Annotated in this window: 14 protein-coding genes; 8 read left to right on the top strand and 6 right to left on the bottom strand. The window is 65.1% G+C overall.

Annotated elements, in window-relative coordinates; translation table 11 throughout:
• Positions 1-27 precede the first annotated feature (27 nt).
• Positions 28-834, top strand: a complete 807-nt coding sequence (locus ACE10W_RS24810; RefSeq protein WP_011088305.1) for a transglutaminase family protein — start codon at positions 28-30, stop codon at positions 832-834.
• 34 nt (positions 835-868) lie between these two features.
• Here ACE10W_RS24810 and ACE10W_RS24805 read toward each other — a convergent pair whose 3' ends face one another.
• A complete protein-coding gene (locus tag ACE10W_RS24805; RefSeq protein ID WP_375762012.1) occupies positions 869-1297 on the bottom strand; it encodes a cupin domain-containing protein in 429 nt (142 codons plus the stop codon).
• Positions 1298-1805: 508 nt separating this feature from the next.
• On the opposite strand from ACE10W_RS24805, the gene ACE10W_RS24800 reads away from it, so the two are divergent.
• Positions 1806-2291, top strand: a complete 486-nt coding sequence (locus tag ACE10W_RS24800; RefSeq protein ID WP_011088303.1) for a phasin — start codon at positions 1806-1808, stop codon at positions 2289-2291.
• A gap of 279 nt (positions 2292-2570) precedes the next feature.
• Here ACE10W_RS24800 and ACE10W_RS24795 read toward each other — a convergent pair whose 3' ends face one another.
• Complete coding sequence (locus tag ACE10W_RS24795) at positions 2571-3362, bottom strand: Crp/Fnr family transcriptional regulator (RefSeq protein WP_011088302.1); 792 nt, start codon at positions 3360-3362, stop codon at positions 2571-2573.
• Between the two features lie 232 nt (positions 3363-3594).
• Complete coding sequence (locus ACE10W_RS24790) at positions 3595-4149, bottom strand: PAS domain-containing protein (RefSeq protein ID WP_375762011.1); 555 nt, start codon at positions 4147-4149, stop codon at positions 3595-3597.
• A 776-nt stretch (positions 4150-4925) separates the two neighbouring features.
• Here ACE10W_RS24790 and ACE10W_RS24785 point away from each other — a divergent pair.
• Together ACE10W_RS24785 and ACE10W_RS24780 are read left to right on the top strand one after the other, a co-directional pair.
• Complete coding sequence (locus ACE10W_RS24785) at positions 4926-5741, top strand: rhomboid family intramembrane serine protease (RefSeq protein ID WP_060908042.1); 816 nt, start codon at positions 4926-4928, stop codon at positions 5739-5741.
• Positions 5742-5931: 190 nt separating this feature from the next.
• The gene (locus tag ACE10W_RS24780) at positions 5932-6360 is read left to right on the top strand and encodes a CBS domain-containing protein (protein WP_011088299.1); all 429 of its coding nucleotides are present in this window, start codon (positions 5932-5934) and stop codon (positions 6358-6360) included.
• A gap of 6 nt (positions 6361-6366) precedes the next feature.
• On the opposite strand, the gene ACE10W_RS24775 is transcribed toward ACE10W_RS24780, so the two are convergent.
• Positions 6367-7395: a patatin-like phospholipase family protein gene (locus tag ACE10W_RS24775; RefSeq protein WP_028175852.1), complete on the bottom strand. Its 1029-nt coding sequence runs from the start codon at positions 7393-7395 to the stop codon at positions 6367-6369.
• A 248-nt stretch (positions 7396-7643) separates the two neighbouring features.
• Here ACE10W_RS24775 and ACE10W_RS24770 point away from each other — a divergent pair, with 248 nt between their 5' ends.
• Positions 7644-8717: a hypothetical protein gene (locus tag ACE10W_RS24770; protein ID WP_097532350.1), complete on the top strand. Its 1074-nt coding sequence runs from the start codon at positions 7644-7646 to the stop codon at positions 8715-8717.
• Positions 8718-8786: 69 nt separating this feature from the next.
• Here the strand turns inward: ACE10W_RS24770 and ACE10W_RS24765 are convergent, their stop codons facing one another.
• Positions 8787-9680, bottom strand: a complete 894-nt coding sequence (locus ACE10W_RS24765; protein WP_375762010.1) for a LysR family transcriptional regulator — start codon at positions 9678-9680, stop codon at positions 8787-8789.
• 102 nt (positions 9681-9782) lie between these two features.
• Between ACE10W_RS24765 and ACE10W_RS24760 the strand changes: the two genes are divergently transcribed.
• Positions 9783-10766, top strand: coding sequence for an aldo/keto reductase (locus tag ACE10W_RS24760; protein ID WP_271551846.1), 984 nt, complete (start codon positions 9783-9785; stop codon positions 10764-10766).
• 301 nt (positions 10767-11067) lie between these two features.
• The gene (locus ACE10W_RS24755) at positions 11068-11262 is read left to right on the top strand and encodes a hypothetical protein (protein ID WP_018322145.1); all 195 of its coding nucleotides are present in this window, start codon (positions 11068-11070) and stop codon (positions 11260-11262) included.
• A 56-nt stretch (positions 11263-11318) separates the two neighbouring features.
• On the opposite strand, the gene ACE10W_RS24750 is transcribed toward ACE10W_RS24755, so the two are convergent.
• Positions 11319-12293, bottom strand: a complete 975-nt coding sequence (locus ACE10W_RS24750) for a zinc-dependent alcohol dehydrogenase family protein (protein ID WP_271612030.1) — start codon at positions 12291-12293, stop codon at positions 11319-11321.
• A gap of 121 nt (positions 12294-12414) precedes the next feature.
• On the opposite strand from ACE10W_RS24750, the gene ACE10W_RS24745 reads away from it, so the two are divergent.
• A complete protein-coding gene (locus tag ACE10W_RS24745; protein WP_028175857.1) occupies positions 12415-13266 on the top strand; it encodes a LysR family transcriptional regulator in 852 nt (283 codons plus the stop codon).
• Positions 13267-13320 lie beyond the last annotated feature (54 nt).

The raw sequence follows: 13320 nt of genomic DNA, 5'->3' as shown, positions 1-13320 counted from the left end.
CTGACACCCAGCAAAAAGGCATTTCGAATGAAATTCCGTGTCGGATTCGAAATGCTCTATGATTTCCCGCAACCGACTCCGATGATCATGGTGCTGGGCACGCATTTCACGCGCGCCTCCGATGTCATCGTGCCGGACTTCCTGACCACCACGCCTGCGGTCGAGATCACGCCCTATCGGGACATGTTCGGCAATTGGTGCAGCCGCATGGTCGCGCCGGCCGGTCGCATGCGCCTTGCAGCAGATGGCGTGGTTCGCGACAGCGGCTTGCCGGATCCGGTGGTTGCGTCGGCGGTTCAGCACAGGATCGAAGAGCTGCCTTCCGATACGCTGGTTTATCTGCTCGGCAGCCGCTACTGCGAGACCGACCGGCTCTCGGAGATCGCCTGGAAGCTGTTCGAGAAGACGCCTCCGGGGTGGGCGCGGGTGCAGGCGATCTGCGATTTCGTTCACGGCCACATCGCTTTCGGCTACGAGCATGCGCGCGCGACCAAGACGGCGTGGGAGGCATACCAGGAGGGCAAGGGCGTCTGCCGCGACTATGCCCACCTCGCCATTGCGTTCTGCCGCTGCATGAACATTCCCGCACGGTATTGCACCGGCTATCTGAGCGACGTCGGCACGCCGCAGCCTTGGGCGGTGGGCGATTTCGCCGGCTGGTTCGAGGCCTTCATCGGCGGGCGCTGGCACACTTTCGACCCGCGCAACAACGTGCCGCGGCAGGGCCGCGTCCTGATCGCTCAGGGGCGCGATGCCTGCGACGTTCCGATCACGCAGACCTTCGGCCCGAACGAGCTGGTCAGCTTCAAGGTCTGGACCGACGAGATCGCATGATGCTCGGTCATTTCCATTCGCCGGCGAGCTTGGCTCACGCGGCCGGCGCCGGCACCAGTCCGTAGCGCAGCATCGTCTCTTTCATCTTCACGGGATCGGGCGGCGCGCCGGCCGACAGGAGCGCTGCCATCTCGGTGAAATATTGCGGTCCCAGCACCCCGGGGCTCAGGATGCACAGGCATGTCGCAGGCCCCGTCGAACGGTTGGTAAAGCCGTGCACGATGCCGCGCTTGATGAAGACTGAGGCTCCGGGGCCAACATCGGTCTGCTGGCCGTCGATCGTCCAGGTCGAGACGCCGGACAGCCCGTAGATCGTTTCGTCCCAGCGGTCGTGATAGTGCGGGATCGGCATCCGCGCATTCGGCTGCAACGTCATTTCGAAGATGTCGACGCTGCCGCCGGTGTCGTCCTTGCTGTGCAGGAAGCGGAGCTCGAGCGTACCGAAATTGATGACGTCGGGCATGGCTGCTTCGTCCAGGTGAGAGAGGCTGCATCGAGATTGTGGCGCTCGCTCGCGTCGAAACGAAATCTACCGCAGCCCTTCATACACCATCAGCCCGCGTAGACCGGCCAATTTGTCGCACAGGGTCCGTTGCAGGCCAACTTGCCGGCTGCGCAGGCGGTAGAACATTCCGGCTCAAACGGCTCCGGGGATCGACGCCTCTGAATAGCTCGCCGGTGCTGATCTGAAGTTGGCGCATGCAATTGCCGCAACTTTAAGGGCGCAGGATTCTCGCTGCGCCGCTTCGTCGCAATATTCGAATAAATTCAAAGCGAGAGTCCGAAAGCGAACCGAAGCGTCGATTGTCGTCGGCCATAGTTGGCTCCGGCAGGGGGCGAGAGCGGAATATCCGCAGCAGCATCCCACCATCGTGAAAGTAGGGGCAGTGGCGTCCCGTTGCAGCACGCACCTGGACGCGTCGGGGAGTCTTCAATCCATCATCTAGTTTCGCTTGAAAGGATGAAAGCCCGTGAGTGATGCCGATATGAAAGTCGAGACGAAAGCCGCTCCGCTGAATGGGACGGCGAACGGAAATACAAAGCTCAAGTTCGACATGCCGTTTTTCAACATCCAGGCGATCTTCGGCGATCTCGCCGCGCCGGCCGCGACACGGGCCAAGGCAAATTTCGAGCAGATGAAGGTGACGTCCGAGGAGATTACCGCGGCACTCTGCGACGCCTGTTCGACCAGTGCCAAGCGTTCCGCCGATTACGGCACCAAGGTCATCGAAATATCCAACGCCAATACCAGCTCCGCGCTGGAATTCTTCTCCCAGCTTGCGGATGCGAGGTCGTTTGCGGACCTCGTGAACCTCTCCACCGCCCACGGTCGCAAGACCTTTGAAGCGGCTTCCGCCCAGAATCGGGAGCTTTGGGATCTGGCCCAGAAGGTCGCGACCGAGACGGCCGAGCCGATCAAGAACAGCTTCAACCGGGTTCTGCATAGGGCTGCTTGAATCGAAGCTACTGGCCACGTGGATCGGCTGGACGAGCGTCTTCGCGAGAAGAGACGCCGTCCAGCCGATGGCGGCCAGCCTCGCCGTGAGGTGATGCCAAGCTGGAGGGAAATCAGGGATGGGTATGGTGATGATCAAGTGCCCGGAAACGGGGAGCGCTATTCCGACAGGCATCGAGGTGGATAGCGACAAGTTTCGCTGCAGCGCGGTCTTTTTCTCGCGCACCTATTGCCGGATGTGCGCGGCGACGCACGAGTGGTTCGCCAGGGAGGCCTGGGTCTACGAGTCGGTCTTGGCGAACGGGAAGTCCGGGGGCGGGCAGCCATTCCGCGCCGGCGCGGCGTGAAGGAGCCTTACCGCATCCTGCGACACGATCCGATCGATCCTGCGGCTCATCACCTTGTAGCATTCGCAAGCGACGACCTCGAGCCGTTGCCTGTCGATCTCGAGCTGGCCGCGCCGATTGGATTTGATGGCCCTTGATGCTCGCAGTGCGCTCACGACGTGCGTGACCGTGGTGCGCCGGACGCCGAGCAATTCCGATAGCGTCTCCTGGGTCAGGGGCAGGATGTCACCGCCATCCGTCCGGTCGTGAATGTGAAGCAGCCAGCGGGCGAGGCGCGCTTCGACGGAGTGCAGCGCGTTGCAGGCCGCGACGTGCAGGAATTGCGTCATCATCGCCCTGGTGACAATCTGAACCGCGTTTGCGATGGCGGGACTGCGTTCGAGCGCCGCTTGAAATCGCGCGGGTGAGATCTGCAGTGCGGTCCCGGCCACGCGGACAACCGCCGTCAGGGGAGATCGGACGGGGCCGAGCGCCGTCATGAGTCCGACGGCGCCGTCGTTGCCGATCACCGCGGTTGCGGCCGTCTGTCCGTTCGGCAACTCCATGATGAGGGCGATCGCGCCGCTGCAGGGGAAGTAAAGGTGCTCGATCCGGTCGCCCGATCGAACGAGCACTGCGTCGTGCAGGAGCGGTACTTTCCGTAAATGCGGTGCAAGCAAAGCGAAGTCGGCCGGCGGTAACGCAGCTAACAGGCGATTACCAACTCTTGTCGCGCGCTCCATCACGGGAGTAGCCCCTCGACGGAGGCTCGGCGGCGGGCGAAAGCATCGTCACCGGCCGAGCCGCGTTGCCGCGCCGACACTTGCCACGGCAAGTGGACAAACGCACTTCGGCAGGTAAGGTTCCAATAACGGATCGCGCGCCGCGCGCCGACGCGGTTTGACCTTCAATTGACTCGCGCGCTGAAAACCTGGTCGGCCGTTTGCAGAAGCTGCGCGCGCGACACGAGGGCTGCTCCTACCGCAACCCCTCATACACCATCAGCCCGCGTGCGATCTGCAATTTGCGGATGGCGCGCGGCAGCAGCTTCTCCGGCTGGTGCAGATAGCGCCAGGAGGTGAGGGTGAACGGCCCGAGCGCGCCGCATTCGTCGTCGAAGGGGGCGAGCACGCCGGTCACGCTCACGGGTGTGTGCGGGCGGGCGTTGAAAGGCAGCAGCAACAGTTCGAGATGCGCCTTGCTGCCGTCCTCGCGCGCGGCGGTGACGCCGGCGATGGCGCCGAGCGTCTCGTCGGCGACGACAGTCGTGATCTCCCCGATCTCGCTGCGGCTGGCCTCAGTGAACAGCGCCGCAAAGCTCTGGTCCTTGAGGTCGAGTCCGGCGAGCGCACAGACGCGCGTGCCGGCGACGCGGAACGGAAACCCGAGGTTCTGTTCGCAGGACAGCACGAAGATGTCACCGAGCAGGCCGCGGACTGCGGCCGGGTCGATGTCGGCCCGGTCGGGGGCCCGCGCAGCGCCGCGCCTCTTGTCCCAATACGCGAAGAATGCGCGGCTCGACGGATGTTTCATGACTGAACGCTTACCCCGGGACCACACCATGTGGGACAGACCTGTCCCGCTTCAGTGCACCCGCGATCCCTTCTGTTGTTGTGCAGGAGGGGATTTGCAGCGTCCATGCCGCAGGGGCGTTTTCACGCCTGTTAAGCCGGTCTTTGCGTTGTTAACGTTAAATTAACTATGCGCTTTGCGCCTCCCGCAGCGCTGCTATGGTGACCGCGGTCGCAAGCCTCGCCGCTTTTCTCCAGGTTCTCGGCGGGGCCTGTACACAGGCGTCAAACAGTTTGGTCACGGGCCGCGGGGAGGGGTGGGGATACACCTTATTCCCTCGGGGTACCGGAAGTCCGACACGGACAGGCAGGGCTTTCCCAGGGCCCTGCCTTTTCCTTTCTCAGGCACACTCTCTCGTGCCCCGGACGCAGCGCAGGCCGTTTCGTTTGCTCGCGAGGATATAGACGAAGAAGGCGGTTTGCATGGGCGTGAGGCAGATCGTTGCAGCTACCTAAAGTTGTACAATTCGAACCCGCTGCCAATCTGGGTCCCGGCTCGGCGGCGCGTCACTTCGTGCCGCACCTTGTCCGGGACACGAGATCGGTCCGGATCGCTAAGGCTCCGTGTCCCGGACGCAGGGCAGCGCCTTAGCGATGCACTGCTGAGCCGGGACCCAGTGCCTCGCTCGGTTCGAGGCGAGCCCTCTTCACGATTTCCTTTTGTGCACTTGCGCGAGGCCGGCAAAGGCGACTATCTCCAAGCGTATCGCTCCGATTGCGCCTGAAAGCGAAGCCGCCTTGGATTCCCCGCAAGATTCGCACGATGCTCAGCCGGACGTGCCGGCCCTTGTTGAGGCGGCTCCGCGCGAGCCGATCCTGACGCTGCCGTTCGCGCTGACCGCCTATATCGTCCTGCTGGCGCTGATCCATCTGCGGGTGCTGCTGCCGCCGGAACTGGAGAACTGGACTATCGACGTCTTCGGCTTCATCCCGAAGCGCTACGATTCCTCGCTGCTCAATCTGCAGATCCCGGGCGGCGCCGGCGCCAAGGTCTGGAGCTTCGTCACCTATTCGCTGCTGCACGCCAATCTGACCCATCTCGGCTTCAACGTGCTGTGGCTGCTGCCGTTCGGCAGCGCGCTGGCGCGGCGTTTTGGCGCGATCAGGTTCTTCCTCTTTCTCGCGGTGACGGCGGCGGCCGGCGCGCTCGCCCATCTCGTCACCCATGAGCATGCGGTGGCGCCGATGATCGGCGCTTCGGCCTCGGTGTCGGGCGCGATGGCGGCGGCGATCCGTTTTGCCTTCGTCCGCGGCAGCTTCCTGTCGTTCAGCCGTTCGGACGCCGATACCGCCGCAAAGGTTCCAGCCCTGCCGCTGTCGCGCGCGCTGCGCGACGGGCGGGTGGTCGGCTTCCTCGCGGTGTGGTTCGGCGTCAACATCATCTTCGGCGTCGGTGCGATCGGGGTCGATGCCGAGACCACGAGCGTCGCCTGGCAGGCGCATATCGGCGGCTTCTTCGCCGGCCTGTTGCTGTTCGCGCTGTTCGATCCGGTACCGCGCGTGCGAAGCGATGCTGCGGATGCGTCATCACAGGACGTTTCAGACCGTATTTGAAGCGGCGCTTGCGGCGCGGCCCGAATTCATCCATCATTCGCGTGAAGAATGTTCCGAAGCGACAAGCGGGTAGCGGCTTTGCTTCGTAAAGCGCCTGAGCGTGAAACCGGCGCTGAAACTGTTAGTTGAAGACTCGAGGAACAAGTCCCGACTGCCAAAAGGCGGACGGCTCCGATTCAGGGAGGCGACAATGACGGTACGTTCCATTCTCAACACCAAGGGCCACCAGATCATGAGCGTCGAGCCCGACGCCAAGCTGGCCGCCGCGATAAAGCTGCTCGGTGAGAAGAAGATCGGTGCGGTGCTGGTGATGAACCAGAGCCGGCTGGAAGGCATCCTGTCCGAGCGCGACATCGTGCGCGTGATCGGCGAGCGCGGCGCCGGCGCGCTGGACGAGCCGGTCTCCCAGGTCATGACCCGCAAGGTCGTGACCTGCAAGGAGACCGACACGGTTGCCGAGCTCATGGAGACGATGACGACAGGCAAGTTCCGCCATCTGCCGGTGATCGACAACGGCAAGGTGGTCGGCCTGATCTCGATCGGCGACATCGTCAAGCGCCGTGTCCAGGAATACGAGTCCGAGCAGGAAGCCCTGCGCGACTACATCAAGACGGCCTGACCGCCGTCACTCGCCGGCTTTGGGCGCCGCGCCCTCGGGCGGCGGCGCCAGCGCGTGGATCGCCTCCTGGATCGAGTCCAGCGCACGCTCGGCGGCGCGGGTGCCCAATGCGATGAGGTCGTCGGTGCGGTGGAAGTCGAACCAGCCGAACTGGCCGACCCGCGGCGTGATCAGCAGGTCCGGAGGATCGCCGGCGAGGCGGGCGCGGGTGATGCGGTCCTGCATGATGTTGAAGGCATCGACCATCACCGAGGAGAGGCCGGGCCGGTCCCCGCCGCCGAAGAACTCGCGCTTCACCGTCTTCTCAGGCGAGAAGAATCTCGGGAAGCGCCGTTTTGGCGTCGTCTCTTCGGCCGCAGGTGCGGCCGGTCCGGGTGCCGCGCCGTGCGAATAGACCGTCGTCGAATAGGTGAAGATGTCGCTGGAAAGATTTGCAGCGATGACGATTTCAGCGCCGAGCGCGCGGGCGGCGGAGACCGGCACCGGATTCACCAGCGCGCCATCGACCAGCCAGCGATCGCCGATCAGCACGGGTGAGAAGATACCGGGCAGGGCGTAGGAGGCGCGCATCGCGTCGACCACGCGGCCGCGTGTCAGCCAGATCTCGTGGCCGGTGCGAACCTCGGTCGCGACGGCGGCGAACTTGATCGGGAGGTCCTCGATCAACGTCTGGCCGCACGCTGCCTCGAGCCGGGTCGCCAGCTTCTCGCCGCCGATCAGACCGGAGCCGTTGAGGCGGATGTCCAGATAACCAAGGATGTTGCGCATGCCTTGCAGACCGCGGCCCCACTCCTCCAGCGTATCGAGCTTGCCGGACGCGTAGAGGCCGCCCACCACGGCGCCAATCGAGGTGCCGACCACGACATCGGGCACGATGCCGTTGGCGAGCAGGGTCCTGATGATGCCGATGTGGGCGAAGCCGCGCGCTGCGCCGCCGCCAAGGGCAAGGCCAATGACCGGCCGGCGGATGCTGCCGAGGCCGATCTTCTCGCTGTTCGAGCCATTCGCGCCGCGGCCCTTCAATCTGTCCAGCACCAAAACTCTCCTACGCGTGGCCAGCCGCACCACCAGACTAGGCATAGCACCTGCTCTGCGCCAGAACCGGGGCGAAGCATGGTTTATGCCGCTTTGGAAAGGGCACTGGGCAGGAGTATGGCGAGGGGCGGTTGCCTCCTGTCTAATCACGCAGGCGTCAACCAGGTTCCATCAATCCGTGGCGGGGCCGTATTTCCTGGGGTTTCAGAGGCTTGAATTTGCCGCGTTTTCGGTGAAAAGCAGGTGGCATGACTATCGGGGGTGACGGCATCATCGGATGGCGGCGCAGCGTATCGCTGCTGCCGGCGCTGATCCTTGCCGCGAGCCTCGTCATCCTGGGGCAAGGTGTTGCCCAGGCGCAGCTTTTCTCCGATCGGCCGCCGCCAGTGCCCCCCGCATCGGTGCCCGACCCCGGCGGCGCCGTCAGCCTGGCGCCGCCCTCCGGGCCGGGGGCGGCTCCCCCCAGCCTGCCGCCGACCCTGACCCAGCCGATTTCCCCCAGCATGCCGCCACCCGCGGTCACGACCGTGCCGCCGGCCGCGCCGCTCAATGCGGCGGCGCCGGGACAGGGTGTGCTGTCGCTGACCGCAAAATACGGCAAGGACTCGGCCCCGATCACCAGCGGCCTGGTCTGGCGTGTCTTCGCCGACCGTCCCGACGAGAACGGCACCTTCAAGCTGATCCGGGAGGACCGCAACGCGACGCCCAACATCGTGCTGCCGCCCGGCAATTACGTCGTGCACGTCGCCTTCGGGCTCGTCAGCGCGGTGCGCACCGTCAGCCTGAAGGCCGAGACTGACCGCGAATCCTTCGTGCTGCCGGCAGGCGGCCTGCGCATCGAAGGCCGCGTCGGCACCAGCCGCATCCCGCAGAACCAGATCTCGTTCGCGATCTACAAGGGCAGCCAGTTCGAATCCGGCGAGCGCGCCTCGCTGGTGCCGAACGTCGCCGCCGGCGACGTCGTGCTGATCCCGGAGGGCACCTACTACATCGTCTCAAACTATGGCGATGCCAACTCGGTGGTGCGCTCGGACATTCGCGTCCAGGCCGGCAAGCTCACCGACGTCACCATCACCCATCGCGCCGCAGTCATCACGCTCAAGCTCGTCAGCGACAGGGGCGGCGAGGCCCTCGCCAACACCGCCTGGTCGGTTCTGACCCCCGGCGGCGACGTCATCAAGGAATCGATCGGCGCCTTCCCGCGCGTCGTGCTCTCCGAAGGCGAATACCGCGCCATCGCCAAGAACGAGGGCAAGGTCTACGAGCGCGGCTTCAACGTCGTCAACGGCGTCGACGGCGAAGTGGAAGTCGTCGCGCGCTAATTAGCCCGACCGGTGCGGCTACTTCGCCTCTCCCCGCTTGCGGGGGGAGCACACCGTCTGCGCGGCCCCTCACTTCCGATACCTCAACGACTCCACCAGCACGGCAAACGCCGGCGTCGGCTGCCGCCGGCTCGGGTAATAAAGGTGATAGCCCGCGAACGGCGCGCACCAGTCGGCGAGCACGCGGATCAGCCGCCCGTCGGCGATCTCCCGCTTCACCATATCTTCCGGAATATAGGTAAGACCAAGCCCCGCCAGCGCGGCATTCATCCTGAGCAGGCCGGTGTTGAACACGAGCTGGCCGTCGACCCGCACCTTCATGGCGTGGCCGCGCTTCTCGAACTCCCAGGCATAGAGCCCACCATAGGTCGGCAGGCGGAGGTTGATGCAATTGTGCTCGGTGAGATCCTGCGGCTGCTTCGGCTTGCCGCGCGCGGCGAAATAGGCCGGCGCGCCCACCACCGCCATGCGCATCTCCGGCCCGATCCGCACCGCGATCATATCCTTGGCGACCTGCTCGCCGAGCCGCACGCCGGCATCGTAACGCTCGGCGACGATGTCGGTGAGGCCGTAGTCGACGACGAGCTCGACCTTGATATCTGGATAGCGCGGCAACAGCCTGGCGAGCGTCGGCCACAGGATGGTCTGTGCCGCATGCTCGCCGGTGGTGATCCGGACGGTGCCGGCCGGCGTCTCGCGCAGCGCGGTCAGCGCCGACAGCTCCGCGTCGATCTCCGCAAAGCGCGGTCCGATATTGCGCAGCAGGCGCTCGCCGGCTTCCGTCGGTGCGACGCTGCGGGTGGTGCGGGTGAGCAGCCGCAGGCCGAGCCGCTCCTCCAGCGCGCGCACGGTGTGGCTGAGCGCGGATTGCGAAACGCCGAGCTGGGCGGCCGCGCGGGTGAAGCTGCGCTCGCGGGCGACCGCGAGGAAGGCGAGGAGGTCGTTGACGTTGGTGCGGGCCATTCATGAATCCGGATCATGAGTACATGCCGGTTTTATCACCTAATCGGCAGGCTCGCGCGCGACCTAAATTCGCAGCCGAACGTGATTTCAAGGAGAGCTGCGATGCGGATGCGTAAACTGGGCAAGAGTGGTCTGGAGGTCTCGGCGCTTGGCCTCGGCTGCATGGGACTGAGCTATGGCTATGGTCCGGCGACGGAGACCTCGCAGGCGATCGCGCTGATCAGGACCGCCTTCGAGCGCGGCGTGACTTTCTTCGACACCGCCGAGGCCTACGGCCCCTTCATCAACGAGGAGCTTTTGGGCGAGGCGCTGGCGCCATTCCGCGACAAGGTCGTGATCGCCACCAAGTTCGGCTTCAAGGGCGGCAAGGTCGAAGACGGGCTCGACAGCCGGCCCGCCAACGTCAAGGCGGTGGCGGAGGCTGCCTTGAAGCGGCTGAAGACCGACCGCATCGACCTGTTCTATCAGCACCGCGTCGATCCCGATGTGCCGGTCGAGGACACCGCTGGCGCGGTGAAGGACCTGATTCGCGACGGCAAGGTCCTGCATTTCGGCATGTCGGAGGCGGGCGCGCAGACCATCCGCCGCGCCCATGCGGTGCAGCCCGTGACCGCATTGCAAAGCGAATATTCGCTGTGGTGGCGCGAGCCGGAGCAGGAGATCCTGCCGACGCTGGAAGAGCTCGGCATCGGCTTCGTTCCCTTCAGCCCGCTCGGCAAGGGCTTCCTGACCGGCGCGATCACCGAGAGCACGACGTTCGACAAGAGCGACTTCCGCAACATCGTACCGCGCTTCTCATCCAGCGCACGAAAATCGAACCAGACGCTGGTCGATCTGCTCGGCGAGATCGCAACAGCGAAGAAAGTGACGCCGGCGCAGATCGCGCTCGCCTGGTTGCTGGCGCAGAAGCCGTGGATCGTGCCGATCCCCGGCACCACCAAGCTGCACCGGCTCGAGGAGAATGTCGGCGCGGCCGCGGTGACGCTGTCGGATGCGGATCTCGCTGCCATCGCGGCCGTGCTGGCCAAGGTGGCGGTGCAGGGCGATCGCTATCCTGCGCATCTCCAGGCGCGAGTCGGCCGCTGACATCGTGCATGAACGCCCGGTGAGCGTTCGCTTACCGGGCGTCCTCGTCCTGTGTTCTGATTTGAATACCTCTGTCAGCGCTATCAGGGCGCCCGAGCGGCCGCAAAACACCGCAAACATCGGCTTATTCCACGGGCGTCGCGACTTCGTCACAGCCGGTGCAAGATACGCATTTCCGATAATCAATTTTATTCTCTTTCCATCCTGCTGCGTTATATGTCGGGCATCCGTCTAATGGGGGAGGCCGGAGCAGGCGTGCGCGCTTGCGAGACCGGCAGGAGCAGGGACCAAGCCCGTCGGTATGTTCGAAGTGATCCTCACCAGGCGTAAGCGGTTTGGCTGGCGATGGCAGGTGTGCGACCAGTCCGGCAAGATCTTTGCCGACGGCTTCGAGCGCACCCGGCCGTCCGCCAAATATCATGGCGAGCGCGCATTGTTCTTCCTGTTGTCGCAGGCCTATTTGCGCAACCGCTCGGCCGCGTCCAGCGAGGACTAGCGCGACCGTCGCTCCGTGGCCCGGACACGCGCTCCATCCGGGCTACGAGCCCAACCTCAGACGTCAACGACCAGCTTGCCCTTCGCAGCACGATCCCTGATCAGTGCGTAGGCGTCGCCAACGCTCTCCAGCGTGAAGTGCCTTGCATCGAGCAGGGGCACGAGCTTGCCGGCCTCCACCAGGCGTGTTGCCTCGCTCATGATCTCCCCGTGATGCGCGCGACCTTCGCCTGTCAGCAGCGGCAGCAGTGTGAACACGCCGGAATAGGTGGCAGCGCGGAACGACAGCGGTGCCAGCGCATGCGTGCCCCAGCCGAGCGCGCTCACGACATGACCGAAGCGGCGCACGGCTGCGAAGGAGGCGTCGAGCACCTTGCCGCCAACGGTGTCGTAGACGATGTCGAAGCCGCGCCCGCCGGCGTGCTGCGCAACGTAAGTCTCAACCGCGATGTCGCGGTCGATGAAGACGGCGCCAAAGCCTTCTATCGTGGCGCGCTGCGACGCTGAGCCCGTCGCGAACACGTTTGCTCCGAACGCATGCGCGATCTGGATCGCGACATGGCCGACGCCGCCCGCACCGCCATGGATCAACACCTTCTGGCCGGCCTTCAGCGAGGCGCGGTCGATCAGGCCTTCCCAGGCCGTGATGAAGATCAGGGGCAGGGCGGCCGCCTCGCGCATGCTGAGATTGGCGGGCTTGGTTGCCAGCAGATCGGCATCGACGCTCGCGAATTCGGCGAGCGATCCCGGCACACCACCGACGCCTCCGGTCATGCCGTAGACCTCGTCGCCCGGCTTGAACCGCGTGACGTCGCGCCCGGTGCGTTCGATGACGCCGGCGAGATCAAGGCCGAGAATAGCAGGCATTGGATGGCGCGCATGCGCCGCGGAGCCTGCATGGATCTTGGTGTCGAGTGGATTGGTCCCGCTCGCGCGCACCCGGACCAGCACCTGATTGGTGCCAAGCTCCGGCGTGGAAATCTGTGAGACGCGCGGCGGTGCGTTGTACGCCTCCAGGACGCTTGCGCGCATGGTCGAGTGTCCGGTCATGATCGTCTTGCTCCGTTGTCGGCCTCCAATATGCCCATTATTTTTTGCATGGAAAGAAACGAAGATGTACGGTTGTCGTGCATTTGTGTATGGGATGGTTTTGATGGACTGGAGCGATCTGCGCATCTTCCTCGCGATTGCCCGCGAGGGTACGCTCGGCGCTGCCGCGCGAAAGATCGGTCAGACCCAGCCGACGATGGGCCGGCGGCTTCGCGCGCTCGAGACGGCGCTTGGCCAGACACTGTTCCAGCGCACCGCCGACGGCTTTGTCCTCACCGACGAGGGCACCGCCGTGCTGCGGCATGCCGAGCGGATCGAGGAGGAGGCGCTCGCGTTGGAGCGGCATGCGACCGGCGCGGAGACGCAGCTCGACGGCTTGCTGCGCCTCTCGTCGTCGGACTGGTTCGGGACGGTGATGCTCTCGCCGGTGATCGCGGCCTTCGGCAAGCGTCACCCCAAGGTGACTGTCGAGCTCCTGACCGACGCGCGCCTCTACAGCCTGCCGCGCCGCGAGGCCGATCTCGTCTTCCGCATCAAGCCGTTCAGTGAACCCGAGGTGATCTCGCGAAAGCTGCTTCACATTCCCTACGCGCTTTACGACAAGAAGGGCAGCAAGCCGCCGCGCGCCGGCGACGGCAGCGGCGTCCGCGTCGTCACCATGAACGCAGAATTCGCCGACATGCCCGATGCAGTGTGGCTGAAGCGCGTGCTGCCGAGGGCGGAAATCGCCTCGCGCAGCAATAACCGCCAGGCGCAGGCCGAACTCTGCGCCGGCGGCGGTGGATTGGCCGTGCTGCCGCGTCCGCTCGGCGACCGCGACCGCCGCCTCGTCGCGCTCGACATCGGCTCGACGCCGCCCGGTCGCGACACCTTCGTCGGCTATCACCGCGACCTCAAGCGCCTTGGCCGCCTGCGCGCGATGCTCGACCTTGTGATCGAGCGGCTGGCGGGGTGATGGTCTCGTAGCCAGGGTGAGCGAAGCGATACCCGGGACCGGTGGTGATCGAGA

Origin of the sequence: Bradyrhizobium sp. B025, from assembly GCF_042257955.1 — a bacterium.
Lineage (GTDB): Bacteria > Pseudomonadota > Alphaproteobacteria > Rhizobiales > Xanthobacteraceae > Bradyrhizobium > Bradyrhizobium diazoefficiens.
This window is presented reverse-complemented; position numbering and strand designations above follow the sequence as displayed.